The sequence below is a fragment of the Paenibacillus sp. AD87 genome, assembly GCF_001659845.1.
GTDB lineage: Bacteria > Bacillota > Bacilli > Paenibacillales > Paenibacillaceae > Paenibacillus > Paenibacillus marchantiae.
In genome coordinates, this window is the sequence record NZ_LXQN01000007.1 from 446,281 (window position 1) to 465,969 (window position 19,689).

Annotated in this window: 20 protein-coding genes; 15 read left to right on the plus strand and 5 right to left on the minus strand. The window is 46.0% G+C overall.

Annotated elements, in window-relative coordinates; translation table 11 throughout:
• Positions 1 to 221 precede the first annotated feature (221 nt).
• Both gpAD87_RS02100 and gpAD87_RS02105 read left to right on the plus strand, forming a co-directional pair.
• The gene (locus gpAD87_RS02100) at positions 222 to 1,187 is read left to right on the plus strand and encodes a helix-turn-helix transcriptional regulator (protein ID WP_064635900.1); all 966 of its coding nucleotides are present in this window, start codon (positions 222 to 224) and stop codon (positions 1,185 to 1,187) included.
• 48 nt (positions 1,188 to 1,235) lie between these two features.
• The gene (locus gpAD87_RS02105) at positions 1,236 to 1,598 is read left to right on the plus strand and encodes an HIRAN domain-containing protein (protein ID WP_064635901.1); all 363 of its coding nucleotides are present in this window, start codon (positions 1,236 to 1,238) and stop codon (positions 1,596 to 1,598) included.
• A 23-nt stretch (positions 1,599 to 1,621) separates the two neighbouring features.
• On the opposite strand, the gene gpAD87_RS02110 is transcribed toward gpAD87_RS02105, so the two are convergent.
• The gene (locus tag gpAD87_RS02110) at positions 1,622 to 2,722 is read right to left on the minus strand and encodes a glycosyltransferase family 4 protein (RefSeq protein ID WP_064635902.1); all 1,101 of its coding nucleotides are present in this window, start codon (positions 2,720 to 2,722) and stop codon (positions 1,622 to 1,624) included.
• 175 nt (positions 2,723 to 2,897) lie between these two features.
• Here gpAD87_RS02110 and gpAD87_RS02115 point away from each other — a divergent pair, with 175 nt between their 5' ends.
• The 7 genes from gpAD87_RS02115 to gpAD87_RS32075 all read left to right on the plus strand — a co-directional run bounded on the left by gpAD87_RS02115 (position 2,898) and on the right by gpAD87_RS32075 (position 9,084).
• Positions 2,898 to 3,212: a DUF3817 domain-containing protein gene (locus tag gpAD87_RS02115; protein ID WP_064635903.1), complete on the plus strand. Its 315-nt coding sequence runs from the start codon at positions 2,898 to 2,900 to the stop codon at positions 3,210 to 3,212.
• A 279-nt stretch (positions 3,213 to 3,491) separates the two neighbouring features.
• On the plus strand, positions 3,492 to 4,310 hold the full coding sequence (locus gpAD87_RS02120; RefSeq protein WP_064635904.1) for a TerC family protein: 819 nt from the start codon (positions 3,492 to 3,494) through the stop codon (positions 4,308 to 4,310).
• A 598-nt stretch (positions 4,311 to 4,908) separates the two neighbouring features.
• Complete coding sequence (locus gpAD87_RS02130) at positions 4,909 to 6,372, plus strand: RtcB family protein (protein WP_064635906.1); 1,464 nt, start codon at positions 4,909 to 4,911, stop codon at positions 6,370 to 6,372.
• A complete protein-coding gene (locus gpAD87_RS02135; protein ID WP_064635907.1) occupies positions 6,372 to 7,676 on the plus strand; it encodes an AAA family ATPase in 1,305 nt (434 codons plus the stop codon). Before gpAD87_RS02130 ends, gpAD87_RS02135 begins: the two co-directional genes overlap by 1 nt.
• A gap of 284 nt (positions 7,677 to 7,960) precedes the next feature.
• Positions 7,961 to 8,218, plus strand: a complete 258-nt coding sequence (locus gpAD87_RS02140) for a GlsB/YeaQ/YmgE family stress response membrane protein (protein ID WP_017686880.1) — start codon at positions 7,961 to 7,963, stop codon at positions 8,216 to 8,218.
• A gap of 166 nt (positions 8,219 to 8,384) precedes the next feature.
• Positions 8,385 to 8,903, plus strand: coding sequence for a peptide-methionine (S)-S-oxide reductase MsrA (msrA, locus tag gpAD87_RS02145; protein ID WP_064635908.1), 519 nt, complete (start codon positions 8,385 to 8,387; stop codon positions 8,901 to 8,903).
• Entirely contained in the window at positions 8,872 to 9,084 is a 213-nt protein-coding gene (locus gpAD87_RS32075) for a hypothetical protein (protein WP_231952407.1), read from the plus strand. The genes msrA and gpAD87_RS32075 overlap by 32 nt, the downstream gene beginning before the upstream one ends.
• Positions 9,085 to 9,216: 132 nt before the next feature.
• On the opposite strand, the gene gpAD87_RS02150 is transcribed toward gpAD87_RS32075, so the two are convergent.
• Positions 9,217 to 10,491 (minus strand): hypothetical protein, encoded by a 1,275-nt coding sequence (locus gpAD87_RS02150; RefSeq protein WP_064635909.1) that lies wholly within the window; start codon positions 10,489 to 10,491, stop codon positions 9,217 to 9,219.
• 256 nt (positions 10,492 to 10,747) lie between these two features.
• Here gpAD87_RS02150 and gpAD87_RS02155 point away from each other — a divergent pair, with 256 nt between their 5' ends.
• From gpAD87_RS02155 to gpAD87_RS02165, 3 genes are all read left to right on the plus strand, one after another.
• Positions 10,748 to 11,344: a restriction endonuclease gene (locus gpAD87_RS02155; RefSeq protein ID WP_064635910.1), complete on the plus strand. Its 597-nt coding sequence runs from the start codon at positions 10,748 to 10,750 to the stop codon at positions 11,342 to 11,344.
• A gap of 70 nt (positions 11,345 to 11,414) precedes the next feature.
• Positions 11,415 to 11,639 carry a hypothetical protein gene (locus gpAD87_RS02160; RefSeq protein WP_063565252.1) on the plus strand — a complete coding sequence of 75 codons (225 nt, stop codon included), beginning with the start codon at positions 11,415 to 11,417 and terminating at the stop codon, positions 11,637 to 11,639.
• Positions 11,640 to 11,752: 113 nt separating this feature from the next.
• Positions 11,753 to 13,024 (plus strand): DNA glycosylase AlkZ-like family protein, encoded by a 1,272-nt coding sequence (locus tag gpAD87_RS02165; protein WP_231952408.1) that lies wholly within the window; start codon positions 11,753 to 11,755, stop codon positions 13,022 to 13,024.
• 106 nt (positions 13,025 to 13,130) lie between these two features.
• Here gpAD87_RS02165 and fabV read toward each other — a convergent pair whose 3' ends face one another.
• Complete coding sequence (gene fabV, locus gpAD87_RS02170) at positions 13,131 to 14,321, minus strand: enoyl-ACP reductase FabV (RefSeq protein ID WP_064635912.1); 1,191 nt, start codon at positions 14,319 to 14,321, stop codon at positions 13,131 to 13,133.
• A gap of 281 nt (positions 14,322 to 14,602) precedes the next feature.
• On the opposite strand from fabV, the gene gpAD87_RS02175 reads away from it, so the two are divergent.
• The 3 genes from gpAD87_RS02175 (at position 14,603) to gpAD87_RS02185 (ending at position 17,455) form a co-directional block, all read left to right on the plus strand.
• Complete coding sequence (locus gpAD87_RS02175) at positions 14,603 to 15,883, plus strand: transcriptional regulator (RefSeq protein ID WP_064635913.1); 1,281 nt, start codon at positions 14,603 to 14,605, stop codon at positions 15,881 to 15,883.
• 276 nt (positions 15,884 to 16,159) lie between these two features.
• Positions 16,160 to 16,576: a hypothetical protein gene (locus gpAD87_RS02180; protein ID WP_064635914.1), complete on the plus strand. Its 417-nt coding sequence runs from the start codon at positions 16,160 to 16,162 to the stop codon at positions 16,574 to 16,576.
• A 111-nt stretch (positions 16,577 to 16,687) separates the two neighbouring features.
• Positions 16,688 to 17,455 carry a hypothetical protein gene (locus gpAD87_RS02185; protein WP_231952409.1) on the plus strand — a complete coding sequence of 256 codons (768 nt, stop codon included), beginning with the start codon at positions 16,688 to 16,690 and terminating at the stop codon, positions 17,453 to 17,455.
• A 104-nt stretch (positions 17,456 to 17,559) separates the two neighbouring features.
• Here gpAD87_RS02185 and gpAD87_RS02190 read toward each other — a convergent pair whose 3' ends face one another.
• Together gpAD87_RS02190 and gpAD87_RS02195 are read right to left on the minus strand one after the other, a co-directional pair.
• Complete coding sequence (locus gpAD87_RS02190; RefSeq protein ID WP_064635916.1) at positions 17,560 to 18,375, minus strand: class I SAM-dependent methyltransferase; 816 nt, start codon at positions 18,373 to 18,375, stop codon at positions 17,560 to 17,562.
• A 76-nt stretch (positions 18,376 to 18,451) separates the two neighbouring features.
• The gene (locus tag gpAD87_RS02195; RefSeq protein WP_231952410.1) at positions 18,452 to 19,354 is read right to left on the minus strand and encodes a helix-turn-helix transcriptional regulator; all 903 of its coding nucleotides are present in this window, start codon (positions 19,352 to 19,354) and stop codon (positions 18,452 to 18,454) included.
• Positions 19,355 to 19,689 lie beyond the last annotated feature (335 nt).

Sequence of the window (19,689 nt, forward strand, 5' to 3'; positions counted from 1 at the left end):
TTTTTTGTATGCCAAATAGGCTATCAGGCGTAGGTATAAGGACTTGAGGTTAATATTTTACGCAAGCAAGTAAGAGAATGTATATTTAATAAGCCGAATAAGTGCGATTGAACTATATACATAAGGTGAAATTGCGAAAGTGAGTTTGGGACTAAAGATTTAGTACCGGACTAAAGGAACTAGTTTTCCTTGCCGATAAAATATCGAAGGGGAGAAACTACATGACAGAGAAATTAATTCGTCTTCTGCGTATACTTCAGGCTATACAAGCGAATCCCGGAATTTCCGCCAAAGAATTGGCGTTGAAATGCGGTACAACTGTGCGCACGATTTATCGCGATCTCCGAATTTTGGACAGGGTTGCCCCTATCATGAATGAAGGTTATGGCAAGGGATATCGGTTCATTGGTGAATTTGCCATGTATCCTCTGGATTTTACCGAACAGGAAGCGATGGTATTCTCGATGCTTCCATCCGTGGTGGATACTTCGCAACTCCCGGCTGAATTTGATTCAGCTTTTGACAAGGTGATGACAGCTCATACCAAAATGAAATCGAGAAACAGTGACATTGTAGAAAATATTGCAGGCATTATTCGTATGGGTACACCTGCATACCGGGAAGAAGGGAAGTATCCCAACTTGCTTATTCCAGTCATTGAAGCCATTCTGGATCAACAAACGATTCGAACCCAATATCATACACTTACGAAAAATGAAATAACGGTCCGCGACATTGATCCCTATTACCTCATTCCGCGCGATCAGCGTTTCTACTTAATCGGTTATTGCCATTTGCAGAAGAAAGTCCGTTTGTTTCGGATCAGTCGCTTTCTGGACGTTATACAGACCAATACCCATTTTGTTATGGGTGATTTCAACATAACGCAGTTCATGAAAAACACGTGGTCCATTGATCGTGGGGATAAACTGATTCATTTTAAAGTAAGGTTCAGTAAAGAGGTTGCCCCCTACATAAAAGAAGAAGAAATGTTTGTTCGTCCACGAATGACTGATTTGCCTGATGGCGGATTGTTATTTGAAGTAACGCTGAACAGTAGTCGTGAATTCCTGAAATGGTTATATCAATTTGGCCCCGAAGCGGAGGTCCTTGAACCCCGCGAATATCGTAAAGAAATTCGTAAACAACTCATAGAGTGGATGAAGCATTATGAGGAAGATCAATAATTTCAATCCTTCTAAATTTAAAAAAAATGTGTAAAAGGAGCTTTTTAGATGAGTACCAAATTATTTGCAGCCATGTATGGAATGGAAAATTATCATGGTGTAGAAGCTTTAAACGTAGGCGATATCCTGTTTCTGGTCAAAGACCCCGACAATCGGGTGGATCCCCGAGCCATCAAGGTAGTGGTTCCTCCTATTGGGACCGTTGGATATATTGTTAATAATCCGCTGCTCGTGCCTCACGGCTGCTGGACAGGCTCGGGAATTTATGATACTTTCCGCCAACAAACCTGCGCTAAAGTGAGGTTTGCCATGAAAGATATGATTATTGTGGAGTTAATTGAAATGATGTATGTTCCTGTTCCGCATATGGATAGCTTTATTGCAGACTGGCAGTCACGTGAAAAAGCCTAACGAAATCACAGGCGCAACAAGATTTATCCGCGGATGAGTCTTGTATAAGCTGCATCAAGATGCATGGCTGTCCGGGCCCAACTGAACTGTTCAACTGCACTGGCACGGCCAGCTTCTCCAAGCGAACGAGCGAGAGAAGGATTATCTGCCAGTCTAGACAGGTAAGCAGCGAAACTTCGGGGGTTGTGATACTGTCTCACAAGGTATCCATTACTCCCCGATACAATGATTTCACGAATGCCTCCATTGTCTGAAGCAATGACGGGTAGTCCGGAAGCCATAGCTTCAACATTAACCAGCCCGAAGGCCTCATGTTGTTGGGAAGGGCACACCAGGCAGTCCACAGCCCTGTACAAACGGTCAATACGTTCATGGGCGATCTGACCTCGGAAGGTGGCATCAACCTTTAATTTTCGGGCAAGTTGTCGCAGTTTTCTGACGTAAACTGGAGGTCCTTTCCCTGCAATGATCAGTTGCACGGGTACCTGCTGCTGAATAAGAGCTACGGCACGAATCAGCACATCCACACCTTTGCCCGGAATCAGTCGGCCTACATACAGAATGGAGAATGGCCCTGTAATACCGAACTGCTTCCGCAGAAGCTGCTGCTCTCCTTTAGCTGCAGGCAAAAAGCGGCTTAGGTCCGCGCCAAGTGGCACAACACCCATCCGTCGTTTCAAGGATGGGAATCGACGAGCCAGCCTTTGTCTGAGGGATCGACTATTCACGGCAATCCAGTTCGCTTTTTTTAACAGCGCTAATCTTGCAGGACCTGGTTGTGCAAAGGTTAACGAGTGAAGATAGAGCACCACAGGTAACGAAGGGAAGGCGCGTTTAATTGCAGCCATACTATGTGGTCTGTTGTCTACCTGGATCAAATCGAAGGGTTGAATTTTCAGAAAACGGATCACTGCCCTTGTGTACTCGCTGGGGCTGGTTGCTGGTACACGACGGATCGTAATGCCATCTAATTGCTCTGTGATGGCAAGGCCGGGCATCTGACGACTTAAGATGGTCACCTGGTGACGGAGTGCAAGTTCGCGAGCAATGCCGAGGAGGCAGATTTCGACTGATCCGTTACCTGGGACTGGCAATTTTTCAGGGGCTATCAGGGCTATTTTCATCAACAGGCTCCTCCTTGTCCATATTCGTAACAATCTACCTTGGTCATATATCCTATGTGCATCGAATGGATTTGGCTCCTGTGGAACTACGCGTGAGGGGAAATTTCGTTTTTGTGATATACTGTACGGGGTGCAGTGAAATCGTTGCGCGTTATTTAGAAGCAGGAGGAAAAAAATGTTACATTCAACACTCAGCCGCTTTCGACTGCTGTTGTGGTTGCAGGGGCTTTCATATGTGCTGTTGTTATTTGTTGCTTTTCCATTAAGGGAATCAGGAATCATGCCTCAGGCAGTCACGTGGTTTGGCAACATCTATGGCTTTTTATTTCTGATGTATTTATTATTTATGGTGAGTCTTTATACCACGCAAAAATGGCGTTTACGTCGTCCAATTGCTTTGTTTTTTGTCTCATTTATCCCACTAGGCAATTTCATCTATGATTTGCTGGTCTTTCGCAAGCTGGACCGTAGTCAGTCAAATAAAGCTTGACTTTGCTTATCGTTATGAATATGATGAGAACAGATTATTGAACCTGTTTCAACTTAAAACTAAATATTCCTGATGTTAAAGGGGAGTAGCTTTCACAGTAAAGTCGTCAGTTCGGGATTACATCCCCGGCTTTATTGGCAGCAATTTTGTTGTTAGCGAGACCTTTACCAAGTTTTCATACTGGGTAAAGGTCTCTTTTTGTGAATAAAAAGGACCTTACCAGCAATGGTAAAGGTCCTTTTTTTTGTACATCATAAGGATACTAAGGAGGAGTCAATTTTGGAGTTGTCATTATTATTGGAGTACGGGTGGGTTCTCGCCGTATTAGTAGTCCTTGAAGGATTGCTTGCAGCGGATAATGCATTAGTTCTAGCGATTATGGTTAAACACCTGCCTGATGATAAACGCAAAAAAGCGTTATTTTATGGGTTAATGGGTGCATTTATTTTCCGTTTGGGTTCGTTGTTCCTGATCTCATTCCTGGTGGACGTGTGGCAAGTTCAAGCGATTGGTGCTCTGTACCTCTTGTACATTTCCATTAACCACATTATCAAAAAGGTGATGGGTAGCCGAAACAAAACAGATGAAGCGGCGGATTCCGCTCCCAAAAAACCAAAAAAACAATCTGGTTTCTGGATGACTGTATTCAAGGTGGAAGTGGCAGATATCGCATTCGCGGTCGATTCCATTCTCGCAGCTGTGGCGCTGGCTGTTGCATTGCCACCAAGTGGTCTGCCTCCGATTGGCGGACTTGACGGTGGACAGTTTATCGTCATCTTCCTCGGCGGATTTATCGGCCTTGTTATCATGAGATTTGCGGCTTCCTTCTTCGTTAAACTGCTTCATTCCCGTCCAGGGCTTGAAGTTGCAGCCTTTGTTATCGTTGGCTGGGTTGGGGTTAAGTTGGCTGTTATTACACTTGCACACCCTTCACTGGGCGTTCTGGATGAGCATTTCCCGGAAAATAAAATTTGGAAATTTGGATTCTACATTGTGCTGATTACGATTGCAGTATGCGGTTGGTTCCTGTCTTCCAAGGTGCCTGAAAAAGAAGATGTAAATCCTGTGGAAGAATTGGAAAAACAAGCAGGGAAATGATAAGATGCAGATTCAAATCTGTCAAAACATGTACCATCAATAATCGATATCTAATCTCATGATATGCATGAGTAAGCAGGGTCTGTTCCTTACAGACCCTGCTTTTTTTATATAAGTTATTAGCACGAAGTTAAATCTAATGCATATGCAAAATAGGGGGTTTTCCAAGAAAAGGGTTGACACATCGAAATGAGTCCGCTTAATATAAACTTAATATTGATGAAGGGAGGCCGAGAGATATGATGGTTGGTTATGATTTGAAATCCACAAAGACACTACGAAGCACAGACACAATTGTATATCCAGTTCATCGTCTCTTTGGCCTCATACGGGCGACATAGGGGAAGATGCATATCGTTTATCATTGGAACGTTATTAATCGATATGCTACTCTCGGCGTATATTGCAATGGAGAACAGACGCGGTATGTTCATGCTGCTTTTGTTTTCTGTTATTGTCATGAAGAAGTCACGGGCGAACTGTCCGTGGCTTCTTTTTTTATTGGACTGAATATGGATATAAATTCGGAATAACGTTAGGGTTCAATTTTGAAATGAACCGAATTAGCTGAACGTACAGGAAGGAATAATAAACATTTATGAATACACAACCTAATTTATTTACAAGTCAAAATGAACTCACAGGTGGCTACCGACATGAAGTCAAATTGCCTGCTGGGGACTTAACGGTATATGCGGCACAACAACTATTCTCGTCATTGGACTATAAGGTGTTCGAGATGGCGAACAACAATCTTCAAATCCCGGGCATTTCCTATATGAGCTATACGCCTGACGTGCATGTCGGTGTAGGAACCTGCATCGGCACAACGGCGGTATGGGATGCCAATAGCGGTTATGTATCTCCATCCATCGTAGGCAGTGATATCGGCTGTGGCATGCGAGTGCATATGACCAATTTGCATAAGGACGACCTGAAGGATGTGAAGCTGCGCCGTAAACTCGTGAAAGCCATTGAGAAAGTGCTGCCGATGGAGGCAAATCAGCGCGGTCATTACTCGGACATTCGTTTGGAGCATATTGTGCGAAAGGGTCTGCATGGATTACCTAAAAAATATATCCCGGACAGCTATACACCCAAAAAATCAACTTCCATCACTCATGTAGAGAGCAGCAAATTTGCCTTTGATGAGGAAGTGTTGAATCTGGTACCGGATATGACTTGGCATCGGGCTCATCGCCAGTTAGGAACTTTGGGTGGAGGCAATCATTTTGCCGAGATTCAAGCAATTGAGATTGCCGAGGAAAATCGGGAGATTGCGGAAGCCTGGGGTCTGTACGATGGACAAATTGTTGTCATGATTCATTCCGGTTCCCGGGCTTGGGGTGGGTATGTAAGCCAAACTAGTTCATCAGCGATTGCGAAAGTGATGCAGCGAAATGGTCTGGGGACATCCGATCCAAGACTGGTTTTTGCTCCGCTTGAACATGCGGAAGGTCGCCATTACGTCAATATGATGTATTCTGCACTGAATTATGCTGTGGTGAACCGCCATCTGATTGCTTATGCAATTCGCGAAGCTTTTCGGGATGTGTTTGGTCCAAAATGCGAATTTCGAACCCTCTATGATCTGATGCACAATTATGCATGGGAGGAATCGCACGCGGATCAAGGTTCCGTTTTTGTACACCGCAAAGGAGCTACACGTGCATTGCCTGCTGGTCATCCGGATAATCCGAAGCCATATCTGGCAACAGGTCATCCCGCACTTATACCCGGTTCAATGGGGACTGCTTCGTATATCATGGTAGGTCAACCCGAGGGGAAGGATAACTATTACTCGATTTGTCATGGGGCAGGACGCATTCGTTCGCGTACAGCAACGAAGCGCCTGGTTACCGTAGAGGATTTTGCCTCGGCGCTGGGTGTGGGAACTGAAGATGAGATTGTGGTGAACCAGCGTTCGCTTGAATCAATTATTGATGAATCGCCGCAAGCTTATAAAAATGTCGATGAAATTATTGATAGTGTTACCGGCGCAGGTCTGGCTCAAGTTGTAGCCAAATGTAAACCACTTGCCGCTGTGAAGGGAGCTAAGTAATGACGATAGAGAAAGAACAATTGAATCATAATAGAGTCATCTATTCCTATGAAGAGCAACAAGACAGTCAAATCCGAAACGAAGGCTATGCCATATATGCCCGCTTGATTCGTGGCATCATTGAAGCGCTTGGCAATCGATACGACGTTCGTTATGAACTCTATGCGAGCGATGATCCAAACAGTGAATACTGGGATCTGCTAAAAGAAGATCTGCAAAGTAACAGTACGGAAGTGGAATTGGTTGCCCGGATTTTCGAAGATCTGGAGCTGCGTACACTGCATTATGAAGATGATGGAGATGCACCAACCTATGGGGTGCATTATTCGATTCGCAACAATGTATTTGCCTATCCGCAGTGGGGCGTGGCTCTCGTCCGCATTCCTTTCTTCCGGGAGAATGGGATATACAATGAGGATTTTGTTTTTGCTACAGGAGAAGAGGAATTGAAGCAATTTCTGGGCAGTGTAAGGGAACGGGAACGGCAGCAAAATATGAAAAAAGTCACGGTGTACACGGATGCCCGCAATGGCAGTGATCGTCATGTGGAATCCATTACCCGCTCTGTGGGGCGGGATGAGGTCGTGCTTTCTCCGCAAATTAAACAGGATATTTTCCGTTCGTTGGACCAGTTTTTCGAGGCAGATCGTTCCTTTTATCGGGACTATGATATTCCTTACAAACGTGGCATCCTGCTGTACGGCCATCCTGGAAACGGAAAAACGACCCTCGTGAAATCCATTGCGGGAAGCATTCCGGGGCCTGCGGCATATTGGCAAATTACCGAATACACAAACAGTGAATCGGTGCGTGAAGTATTCGAAGCAGCCAAACGTTTGGCTCCCATGGTACTGATTATTGAGGATATCGATTCCATGCCGGATGAAGTGCGATCCTTTTTCCTGAATACGTTGGATGGGGCAACGTCCAAAGAGGGCATTTTCCTAATTGGCACCACGAATTATCCGGAGAAAATAGACCCAGGCCTCATGAACCGTGCCGGTCGGTTTGATCGGGCTTATGAAATACCGCTACCGGACGAAGGGCTGCGCCTGCAATATTTGAATCAACGCGGCTTTGATGTCTTCGCAGGGGAAGAAGGTACGCTGGAAGCTGCACGATTGACGGATACCTTTTCTCTTGCTCAACTTGGAGAGTTGTATGTCAGTGCAGCACTGGAATGGCACCAGAATGGCCAGACGGACATTGTGCAGATCATTCAGTCGATGCGAGGAGAGCTGGACAAGAGTCATAAACATAACTGGCTGACCCAGCCAGGCAAGGGGCGTGCAGGTTTTTATTAATCGAATATAACCATTAAAATATTCTCACCTCAATTGGTTATACTAAGGCTGTCTGAATCAACATACAATGACTTTCGGGAGGTATATAACGCAGTTTTGAACTGTGTAAGATGCCGGAAGTGACACGATCTGTTTATAATGCCTTGTTATAGGCTGTTGAACAGAGAAAAGGGCATATGAACAAAAGGTAATATACAACAATTTTCATGCCAATTGTTTAAATGCTTCTGTAGCGGTTAATAGTAGACAGACAACAACAAAAACTTTAATTAGAGGTGAATGATATGGGTTGGTTATGGTCATTAATTATCGGTGGTATCATTGGATGGTTGGCAGGTCTGATTGTTGGTCGTGACATTCCCGGCGGCGTTATCGGTAACATCATTGCCGGTTTTATCGGCGGATGGTTAGGTGGAGTGATCCTGGGAGACATGGGTCCAGAAATGGGCGGATTCTACATAGTACCGGCATTAATCGGTGCCATTGTACTTGTAGCGATCGTGAGCTTGATCTTCCGTTCTATGGGTCGAAGCCGCGGGTAACGAATTCAAGAATTCTTGAATATACAGTTAGTCGGCAACACGCACTTTGAATAACTGTTGATATAACAGATGCTTCTGAAGAGGTTGATGGAAGTCCACGGACGTGGCTTTCCATCAACCTCTTTTTGTTTTAAGATATAGGTACAACAGAAAGGGATGAGTGTGCATGGAAAAAGCTACATTTGCCGGCGGATGCTTTTGGTGTATGGTTAAACCATTTGAAGAGCAACCAGGCATTCATGGTATTGTATCTGGCTATACCGGCGGTCACGTCGATAATCCAACATATGAGCAGGTCAAAACCGGGGAGACCGGTCATGTCGAGGTCGTTGAAATCACATTTGATCCAGAGGTGTTTCCGTATGAACGTCTGCTGGAGCTATATTGGCCCCAGACGGACCCAACCGATGATGGAGGGCAATTTCAGGATCGTGGAAGTCAGTACCGGACAGCAATCTTTGTCCATAATGAACGTCAACGTGAGCTCGCAGAGCAGTCCAAGCAGGAACTGGCAGCAAGCGGGCGGTTCAATCAACCGATTGTGACGGAGATACGGGATGCAGTTGTGTTCTATCCGGCAGAAGATTACCACCAGGATTACCACAAGAAAAATGAGAAGCATTACAAAGAAGACCGTGCGGAATCCGGACGGGATGAATTTATTGAAGAAAACTGGAATAATTAATTCCATTACATTAGATCAATTTGCATCAGATCTTATTGAAAAAGCCGGGAGAGTTCCAACAGGAACTTCCCCGGCTTTTTTTGATTATTCAATGATTAAGAGAATGTTATCTCAATGGCTACAGAACTTATCTACGTTCTCTGCGTTGATGGGAGAACTCCCCTTTGCCAATCAAGAGTAGGGTGAAAAGGTGAACGATACTATTATATCAGTTTGTGCAGAGAGGAAAAACAAGAGGGGGACTCTACATCGTTGTGTGAAATAACAGAGCGCCCTGTTAACCGTTAGTCGGTCAACCAGAGCGCTCCATTTACTATTTAGCTGAGGCTGTCTTCAATACATACTTGGATAATGCATCGTCATTGATCTGATAAATAATATGATCATTGTACGTTGAATATCCATCGAGCAATCCAGGAGAGGATGCAAACGTATATTCATGTACTGTATCCAATGTTTGCGGATCGAGAATATAACCTTTTTTGGCGAAATCAAGTTTATACTGCCCGTCCTGTGTACGATCAACCTGCATGAGAATAGGCTGCTCTTCCTTAAATGTACGTTCAGTCACTTGGCCTTTCATGGTGTACAGCTCCAGCTTTTGGCCTGTAAACAGAGTGTAACTGTTGCCTGCGGTCTGAACATAGGCATCACCGGCAATAGCACGGCCCCAGGCGAGTTTGCCATCGGTGCCAAAGCCCATCAACTTGTTACCTGTGTTGGCAAAATTGGCACGCATGATCACGGAGCCATCTTCCAGAATGGCCAGTGATTCACCGCCACCGTCTCCCAGAGTGTTGGCATTGCTCGGGAACTGATAGAAGGAAAGACGATTCAGCGTACGATCGTAAATCTCCACTTTGGGATTAGCGGCAGACTGCCAGAAGCTGCCCACTTTGGTTTGTTTGCTTGCATCGACTACGATTCGATCACTGCCTGCTTTGAGTACAGCACCGTTGATTGTTTTTTCCGTAATCAGTTTTCCCTTTTTGTCATACAGGGAGATGGCTGAACGGACGGAACCGTTCGATTGAACACCAGGGCTCGAAGCGATCAATAACGTATCGTCGTCCAGAAGGTACATGGATGATGAATTACTCACGTTTTTGACCCAGTTGGTTTTGCCGGAAGTATTGAACGAGTATACCTTTTTGGTTCCATCCGAATATTCCATATATACGTAAGCTGTGCCGTTGCTGGTATATAGTGAATTGGAGTAGGTTGTATAAGGCCCACTTTTCTCATGGAAAATAACGTTCCATTTCAATTGTCCGGTCGTGGCATCCAGCGCCTGAAGCGAATCCAGCTGCCAATCCAACTTCGTATTGCTGCTTGTTTTGGTTACGGGCTGGGAAGAATGCACATAGACCAGATTTTTCGCAGGTACTGCGTTCACTTCGTTGACGATAACGTCTTTCTCCGTATTCACTTGAGTGAGTGAGAGAGAAGATGATGTCCATGAAGGCTTAGGCAATGGTGCATTTTGTTCTGCGGCCGCGTAGCTTGGTGTATGCAGGCTGAAGAGGAGCGTGCCACTGAGAAGAAGCGCAGCCCATGTTTTGGACTTTCGTTTGTTGGATGTATGCAAGTTATAAACCACCTTTCTTCGATTCAAAATAGAACCGATTGTTGAATTCTACCATTTCATACATGTGAAATTCAACCTGAGTGTCTGTAACCTTTTATGATAGAGGTATAAAATTATTGTTGTTTGGAGAAGTTCGAGGGTTACAGGGAATTCATCTTCTTTCTGTTAAGAGAGAAGTCTGCTATATTTAGTCGGGTGACGAGGGCTAAGAGGGGTACAAGCCTGCCAGATTAGAGGAACGACAAGGAGAACAGACATGAATTGGAATGAAAATATGACCACTGTGGGTATAGGCGTTATTATCCTTCTACTTCTCATTGCCTGGATCATTCGCCGTGTAATTCGGCGAGGGCAGCGCATACGAAGTGAGGCCAATCCGCGTAAGATTACGATTAAGGATATCGATAAAATGCAGGATGGATCGGAATTTGAACTGTACCTGTATCATTTATTCCAACAACTCGGTTATGCCGAAGTACATAAGACCACAAGCAGCCGTGATTTTGGTGCGGACCTTGTGTTTGTGGATAGAGCAGGCAGACGTAATGTCATTCAGGCCAAGCGTTACGGAGCGAATCATCAGGTTGGACTCAGCGCAGTGCAGGAGATTTACACGTCCATGCGTTATTATGAAGCAGATCGATCCATCGTGCTCACCTCAGCCAGATATACGGAAGCATGCCGGACGCTGGCAGCGGTCAACGGGGTGAAGCTGCTGGACCGTGAAGATCTGATGGACCTGATCATGCTGTTTAAATCCAGAAGAATGGAAGAAGCACTGGAATTGATTGAGGAAGACGATCAGGAACCTGTGGAAACATGGCAATCACGGCGAAAAAGAGTTCCACGTTAATCACCTTCACTTGTCTGCCTGCACATGATATATTGAGTGCATACCAACCAAGGGAGTGTGTTCAATTATCATGGCACGTACACAAACGCAAAAAGCATTGCGCAAAGCAGAGCGGTCAGGACAATGGTGTCCAGAGCAAAGTCGGAGAGTAAACGGAGATTATGGAGCGTTATCCCAGCATGTTCGACTCATGCCCACGAAACAGGAAAAATTGCAAAAGGTCAAACACAAGAAGCGGACCCAGGATGGTGGTGCTTCTTTTTATTTTGTCTGTGATGTGCGGAGTGCTGCATAAGCATCAAATAGAAAAAGCGCTTCATCTTAGTTGGAATGACATCCCTTGGACTGTTAAAATCAATGTATCTCTTTGGAATTGGATTGCTATCGCAACACATCCTCCTATCTTCGATGAAGGGAAGAATCCTACATATGACAACAGCGCTTCGCATGAATAAGAAAATCGTTCGGCGTTTTTTGCTGCAAACGCAATCTTTATTGGGACGTTGGCCCGCCGTTTCCTTGCCTTCTGGTCCTGAACAGGTGATGCAACTGATTCGCTCCCTTGGCTGCGTACAGATTGATCCTGTCGCTGCCGTAACCGGAAATCAGCATTTGGTACTGGGTGCTCGTGATCCGGGCTATACCTCCGAATATTTACATACGTTGTTGAGTGATCATAAAGTGTTCGAATATTTTGCCAATGCTGCATGTGTTATTCCGATCGAAGATTATGCGATGTTCGAACCTGTACGTGCCCGATTACGGGATCGTCTGGCTCCGTCACTGCAAGGGCTGGAGAATACAGTGCAGCATGTGCTGAAGCGTTTGGAAGAAGAGGGACCGCTCCCGTCAAGGGCTTTTCGTGCCGTCGAACGGGTGAGTGGATATTGGGACAGTGCAGATGTGCCTAAAACGAAGGACACCTCGTTAGCGTTGAACTTGCTGCTGGATTCGGCTGCCATTCGTGTCGTGGCAAGGCAGGGGAATGAACGATATTTTCATATTACTGAATCCGGATTGTTGGAGCAGGGCGAATCCACGACAGCGGAAATCGATCTTTTGACTCAAAAGCAGGCTCTGATGGACAAGTACATTCATGCATATCGGGTCGTGGACGTGCGAGATCCACGATTGGGCTGGATGAAATCCACCGCTGCTGAACGTCGGAATGATATGGCTGCACGTGTCGCAGATGGTCGCATGATCCCGCTAGAGGTAGAGGACGTTGCGACGCCTTATTATATCCGTGCAGAAGATGAAGCTTTGTTGCGTGAGATGGAAAGGGAGGGGCCGCATTATGATACATCAGGTCCGGTACGATTCCTGCCTCCACTGGACAACCTGCTGTGGAGACGGGAACGGATTGTGGATTTATTTGATTTCCATTATAAGTGGGAGATTTACACACCAGAGGTGAGACGAACCTACGGATATTACGCCATGCCCATTCTTCACGGCGATCGGCTGATTGGACGCATGGACCCGCGACTCGATCGCAAAACGGGCATGCTAACGGTGCGGTTGTTATCGATGGAAGAGACTGCTCCGCCTGTGGAGGAATGGATCGCGGATTTTCGGGAGGGACTCTATTTCTTTGCAACGATGCATGGAGCGAGATCCATCACGGTAGAGAAGACGGTGCCGAAGGGGTTGAAAAAGCAACTCAAGTCGATCTTATAGAATCGGTAGACGTCAAAAAGGGAGCGAAAGCTCGCTCCCCTAAGGCTGGATCTGGACCCTGTAATAAGCTTGTTTACTCCAGTCCCACAGCAATATTGCTTTTCAATTAACGCAGATGTGGTACTTGAACATTCGGATCAACATCTGCTTCATAATCCACACCGTCGGTTTCGAAACCAAACAGTTGGAAGAATTCCTGACGGTATCCTACCAGATCGGACAGATCGTAGATGTTTTCGGTGGTCAGCTCGTTCCATAGCTTCGCCACTTCTTCCTGAACATCCGCTCTCATCTCCCAATCGTCAATACGAATACGCCCCGCTTCATCGGTCGGAACTTCTCCTCCCGCATAGAGGCGATCAGCGAACAAGCGTTGCAATTGCTCGATGCAGCCTTCATGCAAGCCTTTTTCCTTCATGACTTTGTACAATGCAGAGATATACAACGGCACCACTGGAATTGCGGAGCTTGACTGGGTTACCAGCGCTTTGGCTACGGTCAGGTAAGCACGTCCGCCCTTTGCACTCAGACGATCATTCAGCTTGTGGGCTGTCGCTTCCAGATGGTTTTTGGCCTGACCGATGGAACCATCACGATAGATCGCATGCGTAAGTTCAGGACCGATGTAAGAGAAGGCAATCGTTGTTGCATTGTCGGCGAGTACGCCACCTTGTTGCAAGGCATCCATCCACAGTTCCCAATCATCTCCGCCCATCACGGTCACGGTCTGGCGAATTTCTTCTTCGGTTGCCGGATCAAGCGTAATGGAAGTCACTTCTCCCGTATGGAAATTGACTGTTTTGTTCGTGTACGATTGTCCAATCGGTTTGAGCACGGAGTTGAATACTTCACCGGTATTTGGATCGGTACGGCGTGCCGATGCTACGCTGTAGACAACCAGATCAACCTGACCGAGTTCACTGCGAATCAGTTCAACGGTCTTTTCTCTGGTTTCGTTGGCAAAGGCATCACCTGTGATACTGTATGATTTCAGTCCTGCCTCTTCCGCAGCTTTCTCAAATGCAGCGGAGTTGTACCAGCCTGCTGAAGCCGTACGTTTTTCAGTGGCACTGCTTGGGCGGTAAATGCCGATGGTGTTGGCTCCGGCACCAAATGCGGATACGACTCGCGAAGCGAGTCCATATCCAGTGGAGGCTCCGATAACGAGTACGTTCCGCGGTCCGTTCAATTGCGGTTGGGATTTTACATAATCAATTTGCTCCTGGACTTGTGCAGCACAGCCTACAGGATGGGAAGTTGTACAAATAAAACCACGTGTTCTTGGTTTAATAATCATTCATTTGCATCCTTTCATATTCAACTCTTGTTCATCATTAATGGATAATGCTCTGGTACATACCTCCTTATTGTAAAACAATTGCCTCCGAAACGGAAACCGTTTCGATGGATTTGACTAAAAGACGGTATCCGGCTTCGCATCCGGGATGATATTATATAATTTGAGCTAAACATTTACACGATAACGGAGAGGACAGAACGGATCTGCAGAAGCGAAGCGTTCGCCTTTATCACCGGATTTTTGTGATTCACAGGATCGAAACGAAAGGAAGACTAGCCATGCTGAAGGAACGGATTGAATTTCTGAGCAAAAGAAAGCAAATCTCCCGCAAAGACCTCGTGGAAGGTTTGGTTACGCAGGCTCACTTTGCCAATATTCTGGCCAATCGTTATCCACTCCCTGAAGATCTGGCAAAGTCTATTGCGTCACGTCTTGGCGTAACGACTTCCTATCTGTTAAACGCTTCTGCACAGGATGAAGAAACACTGGCGCGGGCAGAGGCTATTTTTGAACAAATGTCAGTTCCAGCCTCCGTGATAGCGGAAGATATCGTACACGCGCTTGAGGATCGGGATGATGCGCTGACAGTAGAGCTGACCACGGCCTTGATGAAGGCAGTCTATTACCAACAATTAAATGATGCATCGGCTCATGAATATATACATATGTCCTATCTGAATTTTTATCTGGAGAAATACGGTCGTCCTGACGATGTAGATCTCCCACGTCCGCTGGCGAAGGCGTTATTATATTACAAAGTGCAATATTATCGTTCCAAGCTTTCTTATGTGGATGTGTTAACGCATGCAACCAGGCTCAGTGAATTGGCCCTTCCTGGAAGTGAATTCTGGCTGTCTGTGCAAAATATCAAGATGGAAGCCTACATTCAGGGCAGACAATACGAAGAGGCCAAGCAGGTCTTCGATCTCACCATGAGACATGTCTATGATCAGCGGCTGTTTCATCGGTTGTCCGGTTTATATGTGGCGTACAGCGGATATTGCTTTGCGATGGGACTGGTACAGGAGGCGCTCTCGGCATTGACCATGGCAGAGGCGAATCTGGTGTATGCGGGTAATCAGGGCGATCTGGTCACCGCCATTGCGAATAATCGGATTGTCATGTTAACCATGACGGGAGAACTGGATCAGGCGCAGTCGGAGATCGAGCGATTCGAATCCCTGTTGCAGCAGGAACCCGAAGAAACCCAGCAGGCCATGAAGCCGTTAGTCAGTGTGTATCGATGTGAAGTGGCACTGGCACGAAAAAACTGGGGTGTACTCGCGCAGAGTGTGGATCAACTGTTGAATAGTGCAACAACTCAGGATCAGCAGATAAGTGCAACCTTCTACCAGAGCCATCTGGCTCTTGCGCATGGAGATCGTGAAGTGTTCATGGAGCGTGCCCTCGCGTGCCTACCTTATTTTGAGTCCGTGCAGCATGTCATGCGTCTTGAGCCTTTATATGAGGGAATGGCCGTGGTATCCGAGGATCAGCGAAAATATAAGGAAGCCGCCATGTATTATCGGAAGCTGGTCTACCTGTTACGCAAAAAATAGATTGAAAATCGGCTTGGAACCGCCATTTTTTTGCATGATTTTGTTCAACACCGGTGCATTAGGCACAAAATATGCCTGCCAACCTTTCATTCAAGAGTCGTTTTCGGCTCTTTTTTTGCGGAATCAACCGAAATGTATGTTAAAGAAACGAAAATCCAGTGGTTTAATCACCGTTTTTTTCGTTTCTTTTGTATGCAGTCAAAAGGGTATTCAAGGACAAGCCGTCCTGTTTATACTTTAACTATAACCAAAAACAAAAAAAACGAGGTGTTCATTATGGGATGGTTTGGTAAAAAGAACAAGCAGGAAGATGCGATTTCGAAGGCAGATAAAATGATGAATAAAGGACTTACTGGCATGATGATGAAAGGTTTTGTATCGAAGGAGCATCGGGAAGCCATCAACCAGAGTCTGGATTCGGCAAAACAGGCACAACTGGCGGCAAGTGGTTCCCTTCCCTTAACTGCAACAGCCACGGTAATCACGATTACCGATACGGGCAAGCTGATCAATTTTGATCCGATTGTTGTGCTTGTGCTGGATGTAACAGAGACGAATGGCAATCAGTATCAGCGAACACTGGAAACCTTGGTGTCCAAGATGCAGATTCCACGCGTGGGAGATCGGGTGGGATTGGGTCAAAATCCGTCAAATCCATCGGAGCTGATCTACATGGGATTGTTGTCCGAGTAGAAGGTGCTCAAACTGCAAGATGGCAGGCTATCATTCAAAAAATGCAATTAACCACGAATAATAGAGATAGAGAGGGTGGGGCAGATGGTAGGTTTCCTGAGATTGATAGGTGTGTTGACTGTATTTGGGGTGGGATTCTCCCCATTTCTGGCACAGCAGCTGTGGAATGATCCTTTTATCATTATGCAGGCATGGTGGTATACACCAGCCATTATTGCCGGATTTGGGCTGATCTTTATTCCCTCCATTCTGGCTAATATCTTCGGCGTCGGGAGGGTGAAGTCAGGATTACCAGCGGTTGGTGTCATTAAAAGTATCCAGCAGACGGGTACGTATATTAATGAGCAGCCGGAAGTTCGACTGGGCCTGACCGTCTCGCTTAAAGGGCGTGAGAAATACGATACCGAGTTGAAAACCATGATACCGTTGACGTCCATGGCTCAGTTCCAGCCGGGTAGCTTCATTCCTTTAGTGGTCTCGGTGAAGGATGAACGCAAGGTAGGGCTTGATCTGAAAGGACGATTGTCTCAGGAAGATATGCAGCAATTGCTGGATGAGAAGATGGTGCAGCATGGCGTGGCACCTGAGATGATGGATATTGCACGAACGGGCGAGAAAGCGATGGCCAAGATATTGGACGTTACTCCGCTTGGAAGCGGGAGTAATGGCAAAATCAAACTTCAGCTTACGCTTAGTGTAACTAAGTCAAATGGAGAGACGTTTAAGGTCACCATACCAAAGGAAATTTATCCATCTACCCTGCCTCAAGTGCAGCAGGGTTATATCATTAACGTGATCTACTCGAAGACGGACCCATCAAAAGTAGTGTTGGCACTGAATGTACAGGAGGCACAATTAAGTGACCTCTTCTCATCCTGATGCTGTATGAACAAAAAAACCTGTAACATCACGATGCTAGTGATGGTGCAGGTTTCTTTTGTGTATTTTATTTTGGGGAGAATCTGGATGAGCTTAGCTTAAGATCAGACGATGCCCAGGCGCATCCGATAAGAGAATAGGACTTGTCTCGTTTCTCCGTTAAATATGCGTGTAGCCAGTTGTCTGAATTCGTCTGCTACCTCGAGCAGATCAGTGGCTCCGAGTTTCACTGCCGTTTGCAAGCCGCCTTGGCTTAGTGCCAGATTAACGTATCGGTCCGCATCGAATGTTTCCCGGTGATGAAACACAATTTCACGCGAATAACGGAACAAGCCGGACTGCTGAATCTGCTGCAAATGTCCGTCTTTACTCCATTTATGTGCTTGATTCTCCTGGGGAGCCAGACTGGCAGCTCGATGATCTGCCTCCGTATTCAACTGCAGATAGGCTTGTTCCAGCTGCCAATCAACTACTGGTGGCCAGTCACAGTCGTAGGCAGCAAATATGCCTCCTGGATGCAGTACACGCGCAAATTCGCGCAGTGTGGACTGGGGCTCCATCCAGTGGAACGACTGTGAGCAGGTCACGATATCCACACTGCCATCAGGCAGTCCCAGTTCGTGGGACAGGCCGGAGACAAAGCGGAGATGGTTCGGTTTGCCTGCTGTTTCCCATTTGGACTCTGCGACAGCTCTCATATCATCGCTGGGTTCGACGCCAATAACACGTTCTGCCTCATTTAGCCAAATCCATGACGATAAGCCCGTACCACAGCCAACATCTGCGACCATGCGAGGTTTGCTGCCTAAATAATTCGTCAGAATATCTACGACCTCGGTGGGCGCAGCAGGGCGGTTCTGGTCATATAACGTACCGAAACCTTTGAATCGTTCCACATTGTTACGTCTAATGTCTTGCATGGACAAACCTCCTTCAGGAAATGGATAGATAGCAAAAAAAGTAAAAGAATCAACAGATGATCAGAGCTTCATTATATCATTCATTTTCCAACCTGTTGTTAACGACCTGTTGCAAATGCTCTACCGCTTTGATATGTCGCCTAAGCAGTTCCTGTCCAATGTGCGGAGGTTTGACTACGGTCAGGTCAGATCCAAAAGACATCAGGAAGGAATACAGCCATTCTCCCTCATTGAGTTCAAGGGCAACACGTAACCTGCCGTCGGGATCTTTTTCAACGCGTGACGGTTCAAAAAAATCATACACCCTATATGCAATAGAGTCGGAGAACGACAGTTCCAGAGCGATTTGGTTGATTGTGACGTGAGTCTCATTTTCCGGTGATCCGATCTTTATGTTGTTTCGGGGAACCCTCGACAGAAATTTCAGCTGGGTAATGCGTTTCATTTTGAACGTCTGAAATTCGTTTCGGTCGTGCTCGTCGTGAATGTACCCCTTGAAATACCAAGTACTGTTCTTGAACAAAAGTTTGAGAGGTTCAACCGTCGGAACGCTCTTCTCTCCATCCGAATTAACATAGTGAAATGTAATCCATTGATTCGTGAAGATTGCCTGTTTGACCTGATTGAACAGTTCCCTCTCCTGCAGTGGAATGCTGCCCCATGGTGAAAAGTCGAACTCAATCCAATCCAGCTTGTGATCAAACAGGGCGGTTAAACGTTTGAGCATATGGGCAGTGTTAAGGTGAGGGATGGCGCTGACGCTGTATAATCCAAGCAAAATTTCATTCTGATCATCTTCGGACAACAGGGATTTGTCCATGACAAAGTTGTCCATGAGATGGATGCCGCCATGCTTTCCGGTTGTCGTGTATACGGGAATCCCCGCTGCACTCAGTCTGTCGATATCACGGTACACCGTGCGCACGGATATCTCGAACAAACGCGCGAGCTCGGGGGCGGTAGCTTTCTTTTTCTCCAATAACAGCAAGAGCATTCTGAATAATCGGTTATTTTCCATGCCGACATTATACCATGACAATAGGTGTCAGGGTATGGGTGGTACACTTGTGTTAGAGTCTCACCAAGACATTTTAGCTCAGTCTTATAATTAGTTTTTGATTTATTGCAAAGTAGTGAAGGGGACGAAATCGATTCTGAAGAAACGAAGTGTTCGCCGTTATCATCGGATTTTTCCACTTAGAAAGGGAATAAAAGAAATCCGAGGATAACAGCGATCAAAAGAACGATTCGTAAACGGAACGGCTACTTGCATAACATCAAGCACTTAATTTAGAAATGAGTTAAAAATGAAGG

Excerpts from the sequence above, each read along its gene's own strand:
- gpAD87_RS02100 (WP_064635900.1), top strand. The coding sequence starts at position 222 with ATGACAGAGAAATTAATTCGTCTTCTGCGTATACTTCAGGCTATACAA.
- gpAD87_RS02105 (WP_064635901.1), top strand. The coding sequence starts at position 1,236 with ATGAGTACCAAATTATTTGCAGCCATGTATGGAATGGAAAATTATCAT.
- gpAD87_RS02110 (WP_064635902.1), bottom strand. The coding sequence starts at position 2,722 with ATGAAAATAGCCCTGATAGCCCCTGAAAAATTGCCAGTCCCAGGTAAC.
- gpAD87_RS02115 (WP_064635903.1), top strand. The coding sequence starts at position 2,898 with ATGTTACATTCAACACTCAGCCGCTTTCGACTGCTGTTGTGGTTGCAG.
- gpAD87_RS02130 (WP_064635906.1), top strand. The coding sequence starts at position 4,909 with ATGAATACACAACCTAATTTATTTACAAGTCAAAATGAACTCACAGGT.
- gpAD87_RS02135 (WP_064635907.1), top strand. The coding sequence starts at position 6,372 with ATGACGATAGAGAAAGAACAATTGAATCATAATAGAGTCATCTATTCC.
- gpAD87_RS02140 (WP_017686880.1), top strand. The coding sequence starts at position 7,961 with ATGGGTTGGTTATGGTCATTAATTATCGGTGGTATCATTGGATGGTTG.
- msrA (WP_064635908.1), top strand. The coding sequence starts at position 8,385 with ATGGAAAAAGCTACATTTGCCGGCGGATGCTTTTGGTGTATGGTTAAA.
- gpAD87_RS32075 (WP_231952407.1), top strand. The coding sequence starts at position 8,872 with ATGAATTTATTGAAGAAAACTGGAATAATTAATTCCATTACATTAGAT.
- gpAD87_RS02155 (WP_064635910.1), top strand. The coding sequence starts at position 10,748 with ATGAATTGGAATGAAAATATGACCACTGTGGGTATAGGCGTTATTATC.
- gpAD87_RS02160 (WP_063565252.1), top strand. The coding sequence starts at position 11,415 with ATGGCACGTACACAAACGCAAAAAGCATTGCGCAAAGCAGAGCGGTCA.
- gpAD87_RS02165 (WP_231952408.1), top strand. The coding sequence starts at position 11,753 with ATGAAGGGAAGAATCCTACATATGACAACAGCGCTTCGCATGAATAAG.
- fabV (WP_064635912.1), bottom strand. The coding sequence starts at position 14,321 with ATGATTATTAAACCAAGAACACGTGGTTTTATTTGTACAACTTCCCAT.
- gpAD87_RS02175 (WP_064635913.1), top strand. The coding sequence starts at position 14,603 with ATGCTGAAGGAACGGATTGAATTTCTGAGCAAAAGAAAGCAAATCTCC.
- gpAD87_RS02180 (WP_064635914.1), top strand. The coding sequence starts at position 16,160 with ATGGGATGGTTTGGTAAAAAGAACAAGCAGGAAGATGCGATTTCGAAG.
- gpAD87_RS02190 (WP_064635916.1), bottom strand. The coding sequence starts at position 18,375 with ATGCAAGACATTAGACGTAACAATGTGGAACGATTCAAAGGTTTCGGT.